17 protein-coding genes are annotated in these 19199 nt (G+C 63.9%); 9 read left to right on the top strand and 8 right to left on the bottom strand.

Annotated elements, in window-relative coordinates:
• The first annotated feature begins 60 nt into the window (after positions 1–60).
• Positions 61–1275: a patatin-like phospholipase family protein gene (locus OEJ37_RS22515; RefSeq protein WP_193727052.1), complete on the top strand. Its 1215-nt coding sequence runs from the start codon at positions 61–63 to the stop codon at positions 1273–1275.
• A gap of 67 nt (positions 1276–1342) precedes the next feature.
• Entirely contained in the window at positions 1343–1807 is a 465-nt protein-coding gene (locus tag OEJ37_RS22520) for a hypothetical protein (RefSeq protein ID WP_174419623.1), read from the top strand.
• A 149-nt stretch (positions 1808–1956) separates the two neighbouring features.
• On the opposite strand, the gene OEJ37_RS22525 is transcribed toward OEJ37_RS22520, so the two are convergent.
• A complete protein-coding gene (locus tag OEJ37_RS22525; RefSeq protein WP_175942847.1) occupies positions 1957–2880 on the bottom strand; it encodes a LysR substrate-binding domain-containing protein in 924 nt (307 codons plus the stop codon).
• A gap of 116 nt (positions 2881–2996) precedes the next feature.
• On the opposite strand from OEJ37_RS22525, the gene OEJ37_RS22530 reads away from it, so the two are divergent.
• The gene (locus OEJ37_RS22530) at positions 2997–4082 is read left to right on the top strand and encodes a tartrate dehydrogenase (RefSeq protein ID WP_263345729.1); all 1086 of its coding nucleotides are present in this window, start codon (positions 2997–2999) and stop codon (positions 4080–4082) included.
• Positions 4083–4653: 571 nt separating this feature from the next.
• Here the strand turns inward: OEJ37_RS22530 and OEJ37_RS22535 are convergent.
• Both OEJ37_RS22535 and OEJ37_RS22540 read right to left on the bottom strand, forming a co-directional pair.
• Positions 4654–5133 carry a DUF1348 family protein gene (locus tag OEJ37_RS22535; RefSeq protein ID WP_174419620.1) on the bottom strand — a complete coding sequence of 160 codons (480 nt, stop codon included), beginning with the start codon at positions 5131–5133 and terminating at the stop codon, positions 4654–4656.
• A gap of 64 nt (positions 5134–5197) precedes the next feature.
• Positions 5198–5803: a TetR/AcrR family transcriptional regulator gene (locus OEJ37_RS22540; RefSeq protein WP_263345732.1), complete on the bottom strand. Its 606-nt coding sequence runs from the start codon at positions 5801–5803 to the stop codon at positions 5198–5200.
• Between the two features lie 193 nt (positions 5804–5996).
• Between OEJ37_RS22540 and OEJ37_RS22545 the strand changes: the two genes are divergently transcribed.
• Both OEJ37_RS22545 and OEJ37_RS22550 read left to right on the top strand, forming a co-directional pair.
• Complete coding sequence (locus OEJ37_RS22545; protein WP_263345735.1) at positions 5997–6635, top strand: GNAT family N-acetyltransferase; 639 nt, start codon at positions 5997–5999, stop codon at positions 6633–6635.
• On the top strand, positions 6632–7048 hold the full coding sequence (locus tag OEJ37_RS22550) for a hypothetical protein (protein WP_263345736.1): 417 nt from the start codon (positions 6632–6634) through the stop codon (positions 7046–7048). The genes OEJ37_RS22545 and OEJ37_RS22550 overlap by 4 nt, the downstream gene beginning before the upstream one ends.
• A gap of 386 nt (positions 7049–7434) precedes the next feature.
• Here the strand turns inward: OEJ37_RS22550 and tdh are convergent, their stop codons facing one another.
• Positions 7435–8463 (bottom strand): L-threonine 3-dehydrogenase, encoded by a 1029-nt coding sequence (tdh, locus tag OEJ37_RS22555; protein WP_096475501.1) that lies wholly within the window; start codon positions 8461–8463, stop codon positions 7435–7437.
• A 13-nt stretch (positions 8464–8476) separates the two neighbouring features.
• Positions 8477–9676 carry a glycine C-acetyltransferase gene (locus OEJ37_RS22560; RefSeq protein ID WP_263345739.1) on the bottom strand — a complete coding sequence of 400 codons (1200 nt, stop codon included), beginning with the start codon at positions 9674–9676 and terminating at the stop codon, positions 8477–8479.
• Positions 9677–9837: 161 nt separating this feature from the next.
• On the opposite strand from OEJ37_RS22560, the gene OEJ37_RS22565 reads away from it, so the two are divergent.
• The 3 genes from OEJ37_RS22565 to OEJ37_RS22575 all read left to right on the top strand — a co-directional run bounded on the left by OEJ37_RS22565 (position 9838) and on the right by OEJ37_RS22575 (position 12090).
• Positions 9838–10449, top strand: coding sequence for a helix-turn-helix domain-containing protein (locus tag OEJ37_RS22565; protein WP_047902095.1), 612 nt, complete (start codon positions 9838–9840; stop codon positions 10447–10449).
• A gap of 130 nt (positions 10450–10579) precedes the next feature.
• On the top strand, positions 10580–10957 hold the full coding sequence (locus tag OEJ37_RS22570) for a DUF2471 family protein (protein WP_175917219.1): 378 nt from the start codon (positions 10580–10582) through the stop codon (positions 10955–10957).
• Between the two features lie 101 nt (positions 10958–11058).
• Positions 11059–12090: a tyrosine-type recombinase/integrase gene (locus OEJ37_RS22575; RefSeq protein ID WP_175917218.1), complete on the top strand. Its 1032-nt coding sequence runs from the start codon at positions 11059–11061 to the stop codon at positions 12088–12090.
• Between the two features lie 137 nt (positions 12091–12227).
• Here OEJ37_RS22575 and OEJ37_RS22580 read toward each other — a convergent pair whose 3' ends face one another.
• A complete protein-coding gene (locus OEJ37_RS22580) occupies positions 12228–13409 on the bottom strand; it encodes a DNA-binding protein (RefSeq protein WP_175943152.1) in 1182 nt (393 codons plus the stop codon).
• A gap of 1822 nt (positions 13410–15231) precedes the next feature.
• Here OEJ37_RS22580 and OEJ37_RS22585 point away from each other — a divergent pair.
• Positions 15232–16599, top strand: coding sequence for a replication initiation protein (locus OEJ37_RS22585; RefSeq protein WP_072444964.1), 1368 nt, complete (start codon positions 15232–15234; stop codon positions 16597–16599).
• Between the two features lie 81 nt (positions 16600–16680).
• On the opposite strand, the gene OEJ37_RS22590 is transcribed toward OEJ37_RS22585, so the two are convergent.
• Positions 16681–17742, bottom strand: a complete 1062-nt coding sequence (locus tag OEJ37_RS22590; protein WP_175942857.1) for a ParB/RepB/Spo0J family partition protein — start codon at positions 17740–17742, stop codon at positions 16681–16683.
• 23 nt (positions 17743–17765) lie between these two features.
• The gene (parA, locus tag OEJ37_RS22595) at positions 17766–18428 is read right to left on the bottom strand and encodes a ParA family partition ATPase (RefSeq protein WP_034181507.1); all 663 of its coding nucleotides are present in this window, start codon (positions 18426–18428) and stop codon (positions 17766–17768) included.
• Between the last annotated feature and the right edge of the window lie 771 nt (positions 18429–19199).

Consider the following 19199-nt stretch of genomic DNA (forward strand, 5'->3'; position numbering starts at 1 on the left):
GTCTGTCGACGTCACTCCTTTCCTCTCCGCCATCGATGGCGGGATTTCTCGGAGCAACTGATGAAACCGCATGCCCGTACAGAAAAGCAGGCCGTCGATGAGACAGACCTGCACGAAGCCGGCGCGCCTACCGCTGCGCGGTCATTGCCGTACGAAACGATCGCGCTCGTCCTGCAGGGCGGCGGCGCGCTCGGCGCGTATCAGGCCGGCGTGTTCGAAGGGCTGCACGAGGCGGGCATTCCGCTCGACTGGATCGCGGGCATCTCGATCGGCGCGCTCAACACCGCGCTGATCGCCGGCAATGCGCCCGAGCATCGCGTCGAGCGACTGCGCGAGTTCTGGGAAACGATCTGCCAACCGGCGTTCTTTCCGGCGATTCCGGCCGCGTTCGAATTCGCGCTGTTCAACAGCATCGACCAGATCCGCACGTTCTTCACCGCGTCGCAGGCTGCAAGCGCGATGATGCAGGGCCAGCAGGGCTTCTTCTCGCCGCGCTTCCCGCCGCCGCTGCCGGGCGTGTCCGACCATCCGGAAAAGATCAGTTGGTACGACACGTCGGCGCTGCGCACGACGCTGCTGAAGCTGTGCGACTTCGACCGGATCAATTCGGGCGAGACGCGCATATCGGTTGGCGCGGTCAATGTCGGCACCGGCAACTTCGTGTACTTCGACAACTCGCGCATCCGTCTCGCGCCCGAGCATTTCATGGCGTCCGGCGCGCTGCCGCCCGCATTCCCGCCGGTCGAGATCGACGGCGAGTATTACTGGGACGGCGGCGTCGTGTCGAACACGCCGCTGATGGAAGTGCTCCGCGCACGGCCGCGCAGCGACACGCTCGCGTTCCAGGTCGATCTGTGGAGCGCGCGCGGGCCGCTGCCGCGCACGATGGCCGACGTCGCGGAACGCACGAAGGACGTGCAGTATTCGAGCCGCACGCGTTTCGTCACCGATACGCTGCAGCGCGAACAGCGCTACCGCAACGTGCTGCGCCACGTGCTCGAGCAGGTGCCGGAAGAGCAGCGCAAGAACGACCCGTGGTGCGTCGAAGCCGACGCGATGTCGAGCGGGAAGAAGTACAACATCCAGCACCTGATCTATCAGCAGAAGGCGTACGAGCATCACTACAAGGACTATCAGTTCGGTCTGTCGACGATGCGCGACCACTGGTCCGCGGGTCTCGACGACATCCGCAAGACGCTCGCGGTTAAGGACGGCCTCGCGCTGCCCAACAACGACGCGGGCTTCGTGACGCACGACATTCACCGCCGCCGGTGATGCCGTGTGCGACGGATCGGCGCGATGCATGCGCCGGTCCGTCCTTTTCTCCGATCTCCGATTCGACATGCCGATTTTCATCGCACTGTTCGCGCTCATCGCCATGGGATGGGGCGCGGTTCACCTGTTTCACGTCATCGCCGCGCAGTTCGGCCAGCCGGTCGCGATCGCGGCCGCCGTGCTCGCCGCCGCGATCCTGGTCGCGCTGGTCGCGTGGTGGATCAAGCGCCGCCGCGACATCGCACCGAATACGAAGGAAGAAGGCTGGACGCATATCGTGCATCGCGCGTGGGGCGAGTTGCGTGTGTCCGCGACGCAAGGGCTGCTGTGGCTGTCGCACGACGGCGCGGACGGTCGTTATACGCTGTCGCAGCTCGACGGCTGCCAGGCCGCGCCGATCGGCGGCCGCTGGCATCTCGTCGTGCGCGTGCGCGACGCGGTGCGCAGCGAATGGCAGCTGCCGATGACGGACAAGCGCGATGCGCAGCGCTGGGCGCGCGTGCTGACGCTGGCGAAGGACAACCGGCTGTAAACCGGCTGGAACAGGCGAACGGATCGGCGCCGTCGTCGCGCAAGTTCAATGGTGATTTGCACGACGTCGCGCCGCTCACGTTTCGACTTTGCGCGCCTGGCCGGTCACGCTCGGTTCATCTTCCCGTAAAAGCTCACCTTTGGCCGGCCTCAGGCCATATCGTCACCCGCCGCGGCATTCAGGCCGGCCAGCGTCTCCGCCAGAAAATCCACGCACACGCGCACTTTCGCCGACGCCGCGACGCGTTCCGGATAAACCGCCCAGATGTTCGCGGGCTGGATCGCGTCCGGCAGCACGCGGCATAACGCGCCGCGTTCGATCAGCGGCCCGGCTTCCCAGATCGAGCGCAACACGATCCCGCGCCCGGCCAGCGCCCATTGCACGGCCACCTCGCCGTGGTTCGTCGACAGTGCGCCGCCAACCTTCACCGTGGCCGTTTCTCCACGCACGTTCAGCCGCCAGACGCCGAACGGGTGATCGCGCTCCTTGATCGCGAGACAGTCGTGCGACGCGAGATCCGCGAGCGAACGCGGCGTGCCGCGTCGTGCGAGATAGTCGGGCGACGCGCACAGCACACGGTAGTTCGCGGCGAGGCGGCGCGCGATCAGGTGATCGGAGATCTCGTCGCCGATGCGCACGTCGAGGTCGTAGCCTTCGCCCGCGACGTCGACGAGCCGGTCGAACAGATCGAGCCGCACGTTCAGTTGCGGATAGCGTGCGGAGAAGTCGAGCAGCGCCGGCGCGACGACGTGCCGGCCGAAGCCGAAGCTGCTCGAAATGCGCAGCGTGCCGCGCGGCACCGTACGCGTCGTCGACACGTCCTCGACGAGATGATCGACGTCGTCAAGGATCTTCTCGGCGCGCGCGAACACGCGTTCGCCGGCTTCCGTGACCGTCACGCGGCGCGTCGAGCGGTGCAGCAGGCGCGTGCCGAGTTGCGCCTCGAGCAGCGCAATGCGCTTGCTGACATAGGCGGGCGACACCGCGAGCTGCTCGGCGGCCGCGCTGAAGCTCGTCAGGCGGACGACCAGGCTGAACACGCGCAGATCGTCGAGGTTCGGTGATTTATTCACGATTCGTGGAAAGTCGATTAACCTTTCATGCGATTTTAATCCGAATGGAAATAAATAAAATGGCGTGACGTGCCACTGCATCCCCGGCAGCAGGCCGACCAGCCAAGGAGCTTTGCATGACCGACAGGACCTACAGAATTGCCGTGATCCCCGGCGACGGCATCGGCCGTGAAGTGATGCCCGAGGGCCTGCGCGCGCTCGACGCCGTGACCGCGCGCTTCGGCATCCGCTTCGACTTCGTGCAGATCGACTGGGCGAGCTGCGACTACTACGCGCAGCACGGCCAGATGATGCCGGACGACTGGAAGGCGCAGCTGTCGGGCATGGACGCGATCCTGTTCGGCGCGGTCGGCTGGCCCGCAACGGTGCCCGATCACATTTCGCTGTGGGGCTCGCTGCTGAAATTCCGCCGCGAGTTCGACCAGTACATCAACCTGCGGCCCGCGCGCCTGTTCGACGGCGTGCCGTCGCCGCTCGCCGGCCGCCGCCCGGGCGACATCGATTTCATGATCGTGCGCGAGAACACCGAGGGCGAATATTCGTCGGTCGGCGGCACGATGTTCGAAGGCACCGACCGCGAAGTCGTGATGCAGCAGTCGATCTTCACGCGTCACGGCACCGAGCGCGTGCTGAAATTCGCGTTCGAGCTCGCGCAGCGGCGCGCGAAGCGCCTCACCGTCGCGACGAAGAGCAACGGCATCGCGATCAGCATGCCGTGGTGGGACGCGCGCGCGGCCGAGATGGCCGAACGCTATCCCGAAATCGTCGTCGACAAGCAGCACATCGACATCCTGTGCGCGCGCTTCGTGCTGCAGCCGGACCGCTTCGACGTCGTCGTCGCGTCGAACCTGTTCGGCGACATCCTGTCGGATCTCGGGCCGGCCTGTACGGGCACGATCGGCATCGCACCGTCGGCGAACCTCAACCCCGACCGCACGTTTCCGTCGCTGTTCGAACCCGTGCACGGCTCCGCGCCCGACATCGCGGGGCAGTACATCGCGAATCCGGTCGCGATGATCTGGTCGGCGGCGATGATGCTCGACTTCCTCGGCAACGGCGCGGGCCGCGAACGCGAAGCACACGATGCGATCGTCGCCGCGACCGAGGAGGTGCTGCGCGCAGGGCCGCATACGCGCGATCTCGGCGGCAGCGCGGGCACGCAGGAAGTAGGCGAGGCGATCGCCGCACGGATCGCAGGCTGACAGCCAGGCCCGGCGCGAGCGATCGCGCCGGGTAGCGGCTTCACGAATCGACCGGCGGTGAGCGACACGCGATGCGGCTGCGCACCTGTGCGGGTTCCGATGCGTGCGTGGTGAAGTCGAGCGGTGAGCAACGACACACTGCAACGCGCACTGCTTGCAGTGTCTTTCGTTGAAATTGATCCGATCGGTGAGTTGCACATCATGTTCACGCACACCGATCGCCAACGCACTGCCGAACCGACTCGATCGGTGAGATGCATCTCATGGTGAAGCACACCGTTGCGCGTCGATACGTGCATGACTCGATATCGTCGAACCGGTCCGATCAGTGAGTTGCATCGCATGATGAAGCACACCGTTGCACATCGATACGCGCATGACGCGATATCGACGTGACATGGCCGCCTCACCCGGCGCGATGCCACGTCGATCTGCGCGAAGCACACCGCCTGACGCGACATTTCACCCGGTCCCGAAAAATCTCACCTTTAGCGCATCAACTCCCGAATTTCCTCACCATCGAGCACGGCCGATGCGTTCGCCGAGCCGCTGAACTGGCGCGGCGAGCACGTCACAGCCCGAGATCGGACAGCCCCGGATGATCGTCCGGACGGCGGCCGAGCGGCCAGTGATAGAGACGGTCCGCCTCGCGAATCGGCAGGTCGTTGATGCACGCGTAACGATGCGCCATCAGCCCGTTTTCGTCGAACTCCCAGTTCTCGTTGCCGTACGAACGGAACCAGTTGCCTGCATCGTCATGCCATTCGTACGCAAAGCGCACCGCGATGCGATTGCCTCCGAACGCCCACAGCTCCTTGATCAAACGATAGTCGAGCTCGCGCGCCCATTTCCGCTGCAGCAGCCCGACGATCTCGTCGCGGCCGGTCACGAATTCCGCGCGATTGCGCCATCGGCTTTGCGGCGTATAGGCGAGCGACACGCGGTGCGGATCGCGCGTGTTCCACCCGTCCTCGGCGGCGCGCACCTTCTGGCGCGCCGTTTCGAGCGTAAAGGGCGGAACGGGTTGACGGACTTCGGGGGAAGCGGACATGGGTTGCTCCTGTTCAGGGTTCTGGCCGCGGACGACCGCGGCCGGTTCGGATTCGCTGCATCGACTACCGCGAAACGGTGTCGAGCAGCAGTTCGGCTGTCGCGCGTGCATCGCGCGCGGCGTTGGCATCGCCGCTGACGAGCGCCACGCCGATCGCGCCGTCGATCAGCACGAGCCACTGGCGCGCAAGGCGCGCGAGCCCGCGACGCTCGATTCCCGTTGCGTCGGCATACGCATCGAACCGCTCGCGCACGAATGCCAGCAGGCGCGCCTTGTGCATACGCGCGACGACGCGCACGGGATCGTCGGCGTCGGGAGTCTCGCCCGACGCGTTCAGGAAAGCGCAGCCATGAAAGTCGTGCTGCCCGAACCAGTCGCGCAGCACGTCGAACATGCCGAGCAACTGCGCGCGCGGCGCGTTGCCGCGTGCATGGGTTGCATCGACGAACCAGCGCATCCAGCGCTCGTCGCGGCGCTCGAGCGCCGCGACCACCAGCGCCTCTTTCGATTCGAACTGCGAATAAAAGCTCTTTCGTGCCGCGCCGGATCGTTTCACGATCGCATCGACACCCGTTGCGTGGATGCCGCCCGAATAGATCAGCGCTTCGGCCGCATCGAGCAGCCGGTCGCGAACGCCCGGTTCGCCGGAAGTGTCGTGTCGTGTGTTCATGCGTTTACGGTAGAACGATCGTTCTCCCTCGTCAACTCCTGTGTGAAATGGCCATGTCGGCGAAAGGGCTGAATCGCGGCCTGGCCACACAGCCGCCGTGCGATGCGGCCCGCCGCGTTTACGACATTTTTTCTTGAAGCGGATGCGTGACGCTCACTACACTTCGGTCACCCTGTCTGGGCGAAAGGACATCATGCAGCGACCGGAATCCGCGCGCCCCGCGCGCGCCTATGCGGCTTATGCCAAGCGGCTCGACGGCCGCGTCGTCGTGCGGCGCTTCGATCCGCGCAGCGATTCGTACGACGCGCTGACCGCACTGCTGCATCGCGCGTTCGCGCCGCTCGGCGCGCTGGGCTTCAACTGCCCGTGCGTCGACCAGCCGGCATCGGCGACACGCGAACGCGTGCTCACCGGCGAGTGCTTCGTCGCGCTCGGCAATGCGCATCTGGTCGCGACGATAACGATGCGTTCGCATGACCCCGATTCACGCTGCGATCCGTATCGCAGCCGGCGCGTCGCGACACTCGGCCAGTTGGCCGTCGATCCCATCTGGCAGGAACGCGGCATCGGCCGCTCGCTGCTCGCGTTCGCGCAACGGCGGGCGGCCGCGCGCGGCGCGACGCACCTCGCGCTCGACGCGCCGTATGCGGCGGTCCGGCTCATCGATTTCTATCGTCGCGAAGGGTTTCAACCGGTCGACGTGATGCGCTTCCCGGGACACAACTACGACAGCGCGATCCTGTGCAAATCCGTCAGCGTCGCGGACAACCGCATGCGTGCCTGCGACACGGCGCAGATCGACGTTGCGCGGCAAGCCGGTGCGGCGTCATGAAACACGATGTGCCGAAGCACGATAGCGATGACGATCGCGCGCAGCGCGCCGTCCGGCAAGCACGCGTGCGTGCGGCGCTGCGGCTGCGCGGTGTGATGAAGCTGACGATCGTCACGATCGCGGCCGCGCATGCGCTGACATTCGCGTTCGAAGGCCTGCTCGTCGCGGCCGGTTTCGCGCCCGAAGCCGCGACGTTGCTACTGTTCCGTTTCGTGACTTGCGCGCTCGTCAGCTTCTGGCTGCAAGCCGATGCGCTGCGCGCCTGTCGTTACGCGGTGCAGCACGGGTTCGTCACGGTTTCCGGCACGCACGACGATCCGATCGACGTTGCCCCGCAGTGCCCGAAGCGCTGGCTCGTCGTGTTGAATCTCCAGCTCGAACCGCAATGGTTGAAGGGTGAACAGAGCAAGTAGCGGGCAGCGCACCGGTCGATGCAGATTGCCGTGTGTATGAGTGAGTCGTAACGAGGTTCACCGACTCACGGTTGACGTCCCGGTTCGGCACGGCATCGCATGTGGTGCGTAGCGAGCGATCGACCGACAAGCGAGCAGTGAAGCGTGCGGAACAGGAAGAACAGGCGCCGAATGGCGCGATGGGGTGAAGCTCGGCGGGGGCTGACAGGTGAAGTGAACGTGCGATTGCGAGTCACCGATACGCGATCGCGTCGCGATTCGACGCGCAAACACAGCTCCCGAATAATCTCACCTCAAGCCCGGATTCGCGCATTCCGACTTCGACGACGCACGTGTAAACGAAAGCGGGGCTACGCGACAAACAAGTCGCGCTGCCCCTTCGGCACTCAGGCCGTCCAGTCGAGAATCACCTTGCCGCTTTCGCCGGACAGCATCGCGGCGAAGCCTTGCTCGTAATCGTCGGCCTTGAAGCGATGCGTGATGATCGGCGACAGGTCGAGACCGCTCTGCAGCATCGCGACCATCTTGTACCAGGTCTCGAACATCTCGCGGCCGTAGATGCCCTTGATCTCGAGCCCCTTGAAGATCACCTGGTTCCAGTCGATCGCCGTCTGCGCGGGCGGGATGCCGAGCAGCGCGACCTTGCCGCCGTGATTCATCGCCTCGAGCATGCTCGTGAACGCGCTCGGCACGCCCGACATCTCGAGACCGACGTCGAAGCCTTCGGTCATGTGCAGGTCGGCCATCACGTCGCGCAGCGACTCGCGAGCGACGTTGACCGCGCGCGTCGCGCCCATCTTGCGCGCGAGTTCCAGCCGGTAGTCGTTGATGTCGGTGATGACGACGTTGCGCGCGCCGACGTGCTTCGCGATCGCGACGGCCATGATGCCGATCGGGCCCGCGCCGGTGATCAGCACGTCTTCGCCGACGAGGTTGAACGACAGTGCCGTGTGCGTCGCGTTGCCGAACGGATCGAAGATCGACGCGAGATCGTCGGAGATCTCGGGCGGGATCTTGAACGCGTTGAACGCCGGAATCGCCAGATACTCGGCGAACGCGCCTTCGCGGTTCACGCCGACGCCGACCGTGTTGCGGCACAGATGCCGGCGCCCCGCGCGACAGTTGCGGCAAAAACCGCACGTGATGTGGCCTTCGCCGGACACGCGATCGCCGATCGCGAAGCCGCGCACTTCCTGTCCCATCTCGACGATCTCGCCGACATATTCGTGACCGACGTGCATCGGCACGGGAATCGTCTTCTGCGCCCAGTCGTCCCACTTCCAGATATGGATGTCGGTGCCGCAGATCGCCGTGCGGCGAATCTTGATCAGCACGTCGTTGTGGCCGACTTCGGGACGCTTCACACGCGTGAGCGTGAGGCCGGGGCCGCGCTCGAGCTTTGCCAGTGCTTTCATGGTCGCGCCTCCGTCAGACGATGCCGAGCGACTTGCCGACGCGCACGAACGCGGCGACCGCCTGGTCGATCTGTTCGGGCGTGTGCGCGGCGCTCATCTGCGTGCGGATGCGTGCGCGACCGCGCGGCACGACGGGGAACGAGAAGCCGATCACGTAGACGCCTTCGCCGAGCAGCTGGTCGGCCATGTTCGTGGCGAGCTGTGCGTCTCCGAGCATCACCGGGATGATCGGATGCGCGCCGGACACGAGCGTGAAGCCCGCTTCGGTCATCTGCTCGCGAAAACGCGCGCCGTTCTCGCGCACGCGCTCGCGCAGCTTCGCGCCTTCGTCGCTGCCGAGCAGTTCGAGCACCTTCAGCGATGCCGCGGCGATGCTCGGCGTGAGCGTGTTCGAGAACAGATACGGGCGCGAGCGCTGGCGCAGCAGTTCGACGACCTCGCGGCGCGCGGCGACATAGCCGCCCGATGCGCCGCCGAGCGCCTTGCCGAGCGTGCCCGTGATGATGTCGACCCGGCCTTCGACGCCGCAATGCTCGGGCGTGCCGCGGCCGTGCGCGCCGATGAAGCCGACCGCGTGCGAATCGTCGACCATCACGAGCGCACCGTAACGATCGGCGAGATCGCAGATGCCTTTCAGGTCGGCGATGATGCCGTCCATCGAGAACACGCCGTCGGTCGCGATCAGCTTGTGGCGCGCGCCCGCCGCATCGGCCTCCTTGAGCTTCGCCTCGAGGTCGGACAGGTCGTTGTTCCGGTAGCGGAAGCGCTTCGCCTTGCACAGGCGGATGCCGTCGATGATGCTCGCATGGTTCAGCTCGTCGCTGATCACCGCGTCGTTCTCGTCGAGCAGCGTCTCGAACAGCCCGCCGTTCGCATCGAAGCAGCTCGAATAGAGGATGCTGTCCTCGGTGCCGAGAAACGCGGCCAGCGCGCTTTCCAGTTGCTTGTGCACGGTTTGCGTGCCGCAGATGAAGCGCACCGATGCCATGCCGAAACCGTCCTGGTCGAGGCCGGCCTTCGCCGCGTCGATCAGGCGCGGATCGTTCGCCAGACCCAGATAGTTGTTCGCGCAGAAATTGAGCACGCCGGCACCGCCGGCGAGCCGCACGGCCGCCGCCTGGGGGCTCGCGATCTCGCGCTCGGTCTTGTAAAAACCGTCCGCGCGGATCTGGTCGAGCGTCCCGCGCACCTGGGCGAGAAAGGCATCACGCATCGCAAAGCTCCTGACAGGGATTCGCATTCCGCGGCGCGTCGCTCGTGGCGGCGGCGCAACGGCCTGCTACTGTTATAGTCGGTCGTTCGGTTGACCGCATTTATCCAATATTCCGAACTAGAATTCGAAATACCGAACAACTCTAAGCGAACGGAATTCAAATGGCAAGTTCCTCCGGATCGCGGCGCACGCCTGCCGGCGCCGCACCGCAGCCGCCGGCCGCCACGCCGCCGCGGGTCGGCGAGCAGATCCAGCGGCTGCGCAACGAGCGCAAGCTGACGCTCGACGACCTGTCGCGCGCGGCCGGCGTATCGAAATCGATGCTCTCCGAGATCGAGCGCGACAAGGCCAACCCGACGATCGCCGTCGCCTGGCGGCTGACCAACGCGCTCGGCATCACGCTCGACGAGCTGTTCTCGCAGCCGAAGGCGCCAGAGACGATCCGTGTAGACGGCCCGCACGACATTCCGACGCTCGCCGGGCACGACGGCCGGTACCAGTTGCGTGTGTGGGGCCCGATCGATCTCGCCGGCAAGTTCGAGTGGTACGAGCTGACGCTGCCGGGCGGCGGCGCACTGGTATCGAACGCGCACGAACCCGGCACGCGCGAACACCTCACCGTGCTGCAGGGCGCGATGGAAATCGAAGCCGCGGCGGCCAGCCGGCGCCTGAAGGCCGGCGACACCGCACGCTACCCGGCCGACGAGCCGCACGCGATCCGCAATCCCGGCAAGGCCGAAGCGCGGGCACTGCTGATCGTGATACATCGCTGACGGCGCGTATAGCTGGCCAAAGGGCCTGTTGCGGAAAATACTGTATGTTTGTACAGTATACGAACATTCCGCCATGCATGGGCCGGAGCCGGCGCACGGAGGCGCCCGCCCCGGTCGACAGGAGCCTGCGATGACAGAAGAACAAGATTTGGCCGCACTCAGCTTCAAGGCCGCCGCGCACGATCTCGAGCTGATCGTTCGCCATATTGCCGGGCGCTACATCCGCCAGCGCGTCCCGCTGACGTGGCGCCTGCTGCACGCGATCGAAGCCGAGGCGCTTGCCGATCTCGGCTTTGCCAGCCGGCACGACGCCGGCATGCGTCAACTGTTCGAACGGCCGTCGGACATGACGTTTCCCGAAACGGACGATCCGATCGACTTCGGGCGCTCGAATGCGCTGCCCGCCGTCTTTTCGTTCGCGGTTCTCGCATACGAAGCGGCGGCAACGTCGCACGACACGGCCCCCCCCGCGCGCGCTCACCGTCCGTCCAAGGCGTGGGGCGACTGACTGCCGACCCGGGCCGCCGCGCATGGCGGCCTGTCCAGCCTTTAGCTGCCCGAGACGTTGCGAAAAGGGCTACGATATACGCAACTAACGGAATAAATAACATGTCCCTTCCCGCCTCTCCCGACACTCCGGCACGCCCGGAAGAGAAGGATCTGTTCGACCGCGGCGCATCCGACTGGATCGTATCGCCCGAAGCCGCATTCGATGCGTGGCTAGCCATGCAGGACTATCGCCGCTCGTCGGCCGACGTCTATCGCACGCAATGGGGCGCGTTTCTCACGTGGATGCGCGCGCATCAGAAGAATCTGGCAACGGTCGATACGGCAACGATCGCGAACTTCGTCGGCGAATTGCCGATCCGGAAAACCCAGCGATTGCGCTATCTGAGGCTGATCGAGCGTGTGCTCGACCACATCCGGCGCACCGAGTATGCATCGACCAACCCGGCCCGTTTCATTGCTCAGGATGGCGAAGCGAACTGGCGCAAGGCACGCGACAACGAGCCGACCGGTTTCCTGACACCGGCCGAACGCGCAACGTTGCTCGCGTATCTGTTTTCGCCGATCGGCGTATCCGGTTCCGCGTACTGGAAGGAGCGGCGCGATCGCGCGCTCGTCGCCGCGTTTCTCGGCGCCGGCATTAAAACCGGCGAAGCGCGTTCACTTACGATTAGTTGCGTCAATACGAGCGGAACGTCGCTGCAGATCCAGTCAGCGCACCCGGCTTACGCGCGCGAAACCCATCTGGCGTCGTTCGCGATCGCGCTGCTCGAAGCGTGGCTCACGGAGCGCAAGCGCCAGGAAATTCCGGGCGAGCTCGTGTTCCCTGCGTCGCATGCCGGGCGGCCGATGCACAAGGCGACGATGCTGCGCGCGATCGATGCGATCGTCGAATCAGCCGGGCTCACGTCGTCGCGCACCGCGCGCGCGAGCCCGCAAACGCTGCGCAATACCTACGCGGCCGAACTGTTCGAAAACGACGTGCCGCCCGAACGGGTCGGCAAATGGCTGGGCTTCATGCGACCGATCTCGTCGAACCGCCTGCATCGTGCATGGAAAAACTGGCGCGATGGCCTGACCGACAGCAACGGTGACGGTGACGGTGACGCGTCCGACAGCGACGAAACTCACTGATCCGGAAACGGCTGCTCACGCGACACGATCCGTGAGCAGCCTTGCGCGGCGCAGCCTCACCGTTTCACAGCTCCCGAAAAACCTCACCTCAAGCGTCCCGGATCGTCTCACCTGTGCAGGTGCCGCCGATCTTCGGGTCAGGTGTGCGCAAAACGCGCGATCGCTTCGAATCGGGACGGCCATGCGCCCGAAGCGTGCTCGCATTCCGGGCACGCCACTTCAAAACCCTCCTCGCTCTGCGACAGCTCCGGTTCGCCGTCGCAACGCGGGCACTGGGCCGGTACCGGAATCTCTTGATCCAGCGACGTACCGATCACGGCAAACGCTTCCGCATCCAGTTGCCCGGCATCGGCCAAGCGCCGGATCAGCGCCGCAATTTCCGGGTTCATCCCGCGGCTCGCGCGCAACGAACTCGCGTCACGCGTCGCACGTTCCAGCTCATCGCTCTGGCTGCGCAACTGTTCTTCGAGCCGGTCGGCGCGTGCCTTGGCCGAGCTCAATTGCTGAAGGAAATCGAATTCCTTGCGCTGGACGTCGCGCAAACCGCTCTGGTAGGTCGACGCCATGCTGCGCAGCGAGTCGAGCTCGACCAGCATCGGCTTGACGCGGCGTTCTGCTTCGGCCACCGCGTCCTTGATTTGCTGAGCGTAGTGCTCGGTACGCTGCTGCAGTTCGGCTTGCAGCGCATCGATGCGATCGCGCAGCACCGCGTTTTGCGCCTGTTCCGCGTCGACGCGGCCGGCTGAGGCGGTCAATTCCTTCTCCAGTCGGGCGACTGTGGTGAGCAACGTCGCTTCGCTTGCCGAACCGTGCGTCGTCTGTGATACGAGCTGAACCTCGAGTTCGGTCACGCGCGCCTGCAATTGCTCGTTCCGGGCTTCGCCGCGCGCGAGCGCGCTTTCGAGCGTCTCATGGCGGACGGTTGCGTCGCGCAACCGCTGTTCGGCGTCGGCAATGCCGGCGCGAACCTGTTCGCGGTCGCCATCGAGACTGTCGCGTGCCGCTTTCAACGCTTCTTCATAGAGTGCGCCGAGCAGCGCACCGGCCTTTTCCTCGACGGCCTTCGGAATTGCCGCACCGTCGAGCCTGATCTTGGATGCAGAACGGATGCGCTCCCAGAAATGATCGATGTCTTTCGGGATGTCGCTGGCGCTGCCGGTTTGGGTGAGATCGCGGACGTTGGCGGCCGACGGCCGGATGCCGAGATCGAAGAACAGGCGCTTGCACGCATGCAATGACAATTCCTGGCGCCGCGCACCGCTTGCACGCAGCGATTCCAGTTCGTCCCGAATGACTTGGCGCATTTCGTCCAGGGTCATGGCAGAGCTCACAGACATTGAGATGTCGCAATCATAACGAAATACGTATCTATCGATACCTTTTCCAGGTCGACGTTGCGAATTTACGTCGCTTTGCACAGAAATCGGGTCTGTGAGCTTATCCGGACGAATGTGGTCCGGAATTCCGTGAAACAAAGCGAGGAAAGTCCGCCAAGTCTTTGTAATGCAAGCATTTTCCAGCAGACCCCGAAAATCGGCATTTGTTTCACATGACGGCCGATCCGATTCCCGGTGGGTGTTCAGGGTTAGGGGTCTCTGTGGAAAACTCGTCAGCGAATGTCTTGAGAGTATTAGAAGTAAACACCCTTGAACCCTTAGTTAAAAACGTTAACGCCACGGCACATCCTTATGTAGCAAGGCTTTCCGGCCGACAAGGTGAAGTTTTACGGGAGCCAAGGTGATCTTCTGCGGGAGCTGACGTGATGGGGTTCAGGGAGCTGCGTGAGCCGTTGCAGGAAAGGTCGTGAGCGGATTCGGGATCACAGTGAAACACGAGATTTCCCAAAGGTGAGGGTTTTCGGGGCCTCACAGCCACAGAACCCGCGCTGTGCCGGGCTGCACAGTTTTCTGCCTGTGCAGACATAGGTGAGAATTTGCGGGACCTTCTTCGCGCCCCGATTCTGCCCATCTTTTAGGCAGTTTTTGCGAAAGGTGAGGTTTCACGGGACTCCACGGGAATTTGGTGTGAGGATTTCCGGGAACCGAACGCCATTTTGCACAGCAAAAGTGCTCTCCGGGGCCTGTGATGCACTAAAGGTGAGGCTTTTCGGGAGGGGAATCCGGGTTTTCCTGCCCCGATCACGCTAAGGTGAGCTTTTTCGGGGCATGGATCACAGGCAGTGATCGCGGTCACAGGTGAGCATTTTCGGGAACGGCTTTTGCTCGAAAAATGGTCAAAGGTGAGGCTTTTCAGGACCTGCGAGCGGTCGGATTCGCCGAAAACCGCGCCAGGACTGGAAGAAACATCGTTTTTGCTGTGCCCCTTTTTGGCACAGGTGAGGTTTTTCGGGAGCCGACATACGGTTGTCGTATGAAGGATTTCCGTCGAAAGGTGAGGTTTTTCGGGGGATGTCCAACGGGCACAGCCAAATCCATTCTGTGCATAAGTATCGGAAGGCATTGGGAATTTTGATACCGCGACAGTTACGGTGAGGTTTTTCGGGAGCCATTCCCGTGCCCGTTGGCGTGCCGCATTTTTCCACTGAGGTGAGCGTTTTCGGGAGGCCCTGGCGGTCAATCCCGCGCGTGCCGGGGATTCGGTGGGATCCGACCGAAAGAACAAACTGTGCTCAAGGTGAGCATTTTCGGGACCCGACGCGGTTTGTGCGCTGTACAATGCGCGCCCGGGCCGGCAAAGCAGGCCCGATCGGGCGGCGCGGGCCGGTTTCGAAGGCATCTTTCCGGATGCCGGACCCGATTGCGATCTCCCGGTGAACCGCGCCTGTACATGCATACAGCCCGATGCGGCGCGATCGGAGGCGCACCGTGAGGTGCGATCGCGACGCTGTGGCGAACTCGCGGTCGTGCAGTCGCAAAATTACGACAAATTGAAAGGTGAGCCGATACGGGAGCGAGTTTCGCACGTGTCATGCACAGGTGAAATTCTGTGAATCGGCGCATCCCGCAGCACGTCTGGACGAGTCCGGAACGCCGCAATTCCGGACCGGTGAGCGTTTTCGGGAGCGGTTGGGGTGAGTGCCGTTTTGCACGCACGCTTCACCGGCTATGGTGAGCATGTCGTTCTGGACGCACATCACCGCAGGCGCTATCCTTCCGGAAAACTTCTCCTCCGACCCGACGTATGGCCACGACGAAGCGCGCCAAGAAAACCGATGTGGATGTGGTGAGTGCCAGTTCAGCCGAATTGCGCAAGGCCGTCGAGGCGATCGCAATTCAGCCGAAGAGCGGCAAGATCACGCTCCTGACCCGCAAGCTGTTCAACGTCCTGCTGGCCGTGGCGCAGCAGGCCGACGACTCGGGCGATACGTATCGCGCGCTGCTGTCGGATATCGTCGCCAACTCCGCCTTCGATTCGAACGACACCGCACTGGTGAAGGAACACCTGCGCCGCATGGTGTCGGTGCAGGTCGAATGGAGCACGGGGACGTCGAGCCAGAAACCGGGCCGCAAGTGGGGGATCTCGACGCTGATCGCCGACGCGGAAATTCTCGAGGATCCGGCGACCCGCCGCGTGTGGGTCGAATTCTCGTTCGCGCCGAAGATCAAGAAGAAGCTGCTCGACCCGGTCCAGTATGCCCGCCTGAGCCTGCAGTTCCAGAGCCAGCTGCGCAGCAGCGCCGGTCTCGCGCTGTACGAAATCTGCGTGCGCTATCTGACGAACCCGAGCCACCTGACGATGCGCGAGCCGTGGGAATGGTGGCGGCCGATCCTGTCGGGCACGCCCGACACCGAAGCCGGCGACGAGGCGAAGCGCGAGTACAAGTACTTCAAACGCGACTATCTGCGTCCTGCGATCGCGGAAGTCAACGCGGTCACCAACATCTTCGTCGAGCTGATCGAGCATCGTGAAGGGCGCCGGGTCGCGGAGATCCAGTTCCGCGTGACCGAGCGCAAGCAGCCGATGCTGGCGCTCGACGAACACCCGAACGTGTTCGACAGCACGCTGGTCGACCGGATGGTGAAACTCGGGATCCCGCTGAAGGAAGCGCAGACGCTCTACGCGGACAGCGAAGAGAACCGGATTCGCGCCGCACTGCAGATGACCGAGCAGCGGATGCGCAGCACGACGCTGCCGCCGGTGCGCAGCGCGCCGGCGCTGTTCAAGGATGCGCTGAAGAAGGGTTATGCGCCGCCGGTCGAGTCGGTCGACGCGCTGCCTGCCGGCACGCCGTCCGCGAAGGTTGCAGCGGCGCAGCCGGATGACCTGAAGGCACGCCTGCTGAGCGAATTCTCTGCGTTCCGCCGCAAGGAAGCGAAGGTGCTGTACGAGGAGCAGGGTGACGCCGAGCGCGAAGTGGCGCGCGAGTCGTTCGAGTCGGAGGCGCTGCCGACGATGGGCACGCATTTGCGTGACGACTGGCGCAAGCGCGGCCTCGATTCCAAGCTGGCCGAAACGGCCTTTTTCGACTGGCTGGCCCAGAAGACCTGGGGCGAGCCGACGGACGGCGACCTGCTGTCGTTCACGCTGAACCAGTCGCGGGCCGCCTGAGGCCCGCTGACGGGCCGCCGCCGGCCTCCCGCTCAGCCGGGCGAGCCCGGCGTCCTCACCGGGCCCTGCCGGCCGCTTCCATCACTCCGACAACAGCATCCGCTCGAGTTGCTCGAGGATCGCGTCGCGCTTGTCCTTCGGGAGGCCGCGCAGGCGCAATTCGATGCGGTCTTCGCCATACGACTTCAGGTCGCCGACCGACTTGCCGCCGAGCTTGATCTCGAGACGCTGCGCGTAGCGCTGACGGCCCGCGGCCTTCGGCGTCTCCTGCGCAGCGACGCGGCCCTTGACGATGTCCGACACCTGGCGCGTGCTGAGATCGTCCGACACGATCTTGTTGATCAGCCGCAGCGTGGCCTCGGTGCCGCGCGCATTGTGATATCGGCCGACCTGATACGCCATGTTCGAACCGAAGCGATCGGGACGCGCGACCATTTCCTGCATGATGGCTTCCGGCAACTTGCCGATCGACAGCGCGACTGCCACCGTCGACTCGTCGAGGCCGAGATGCTCGGAGAGCTCCTTCTGGCTCTGGAAATGCTTGTCGTCGAGGAAGCGGCGCCACACGACGGCGTTGTCGAATACCGTCTGCGAATCGCGCTGGACGTTCAGGTCGTAGCCGAGCTTGTAGCTCTGGATACCGATCGGCACGTCGATCACGATCGCCTTCACCGATTCCTTGTTTGCTTCCTTCAGCGCGCGCACGCGACGGCCGCCGTCGCTGACGAAATACGTGCCCGGATTGTCGTAATCCGGAATCACGTGGATCGCCTGCTGCTGCCCCTGCTTCGCGAGGTTGACCGCAAGTTCGGCAATCGACGACTTCAGATAGAAGTGCCGCGGGTTGAACGGGCTATGTTTGATCGCCTTCAGCGACAGCTCGATCACCTGCCCGGGGGCATAGCGGTTCTCGAGACGCCACGCGCGATATTGCGGCGATTCGTCGATCGACGGATCGAGCGTGAGCTCCGGAACGGGCAGCGGTGCGATGTCTTTCTTCGCGGATTTGGTCGGTGCCGCAGCGGGCGTCTCGGACTTGACGATGCCGTCAATCGCATTGAGCCGGTCGAGCGCCGTGCGCTTTTCGCTCGTCGTGATATCCGGGCGCGCTTGGAATCCTTTTGCAAATTGGGAAGGTTTCATGTGACTCCTTTATGCGCATAAAGTCAGGGCAGCATGGCGACGATTTCGTCGGCACATGCGCGAATTTCAGCGGCGGCCAGCTTGCCGCCGCGATCGTTCATCTGCAGCACGGTCTGACCGAGCGCCATCGCCTGCTTGTACGCTTCCCGCGTCGGGATCTGCGTCTTCAGCAACGGGAAGCCGAGTTCCTCGAGCGCGCGCTTGAGCTCGCGGGTCAGCATGCGCTTCTCTTCGGTCTTGTTCAGCAGGAATACCGCGCGGAGGTCTTCGTTCATGACCTGCGCCTGCTGGATCAGTTTGACCAGCCCGACGCTCGACCAGTAATCGGCCGGCGACGATGAAGTCGGGATCACGGCAATCGATGCGGCCAGCAGGACAACGCCGGATACCTTCTCGGTGATCGACGGCGGGCAGTCCACGACGATGATGTCGTAGTCGTTGATGAACTTCTTGATCTCGCGATGGATCTGGCCGTCGGCTTCGGCAAGATTGACGACCGGAAACGGAATACCGGTGTCGCTGTCGCCGGATGCACTCGACCAGTGAACCAGTGTGTTTTGACGGTCTGCGTCGATGACGAGGATGCGCTTCCCTTTTTCATGGAACGCGGCGCCGAGGTGCATGGCAATCGTGCTTTTGCCGACACCACCTTTTTGTTGAGTGACTGCAATGATTTCCGCGGCCAATTTTCACTCCTATTTTGGTCGTTGGAATTCTACAGGACGATATTTATATTTCAATGAAATTGTCGTTCGACAACTACGCGTTAGCCATTCGGGCTATCGGTTTATGCGCATAAACGACACGGCGATGGTCGGTGGCGTGAACGGATGGCGTGGTTGATGTCGGCGGACGGCGACGAACCGCGCGATGAATGCGTCATCGCGACGCTAGCCGTCGGCACGCGCAGCGGGTTGCGGGCGATATCGCAGTGCGCTGCCCTTTCACTTGATGGTGGTGGCTGGTCGTAGCTGGCAGCGGGTGAGTTTGTGCGCATAAACTCCGCAGCGACCGGGGAGGCCAAGCGTGCGGCAGGACAGCGGGACATTCGTGAGCGAGGGTGTGATCTTATCCACCCTGGTCAGATATGCAGATCGGGAGGGGCGCCATTGAGCCTATGGGCATCGGCATCACGCCATGCCGAGCCGCTACGTTTATGCGCATAAACCGCGGTCGATGGATGGCGAGTGCCGAGCGATCACGTGCCGACCCTGCATCAATTCGGCAAGCCAGGATGCCCGGACAGTGCATCACATCGATGCGACGATCGCTTCGGTGCCGCGATTGTCGACGCTCGTCGGCGCGATGAATCGCCCGGTACCCTGTCGCGCAATCGCAGGCTTTATGCGCATAAACCAATCGACGTACCGAGCTATCGCTTGCGCACCTTGCCATCCGAAACACCCATCACGATGCGCTGGCTTGCGAATCCTTACCCTTGCCGCGAGATAGCGCGC

The sequence above is a fragment of the Burkholderia sp. BKH01 genome (assembly GCF_025685725.1).
GTDB lineage: Bacteria > Pseudomonadota > Gammaproteobacteria > Burkholderiales > Burkholderiaceae > Burkholderia > Burkholderia pyrrocinia_C.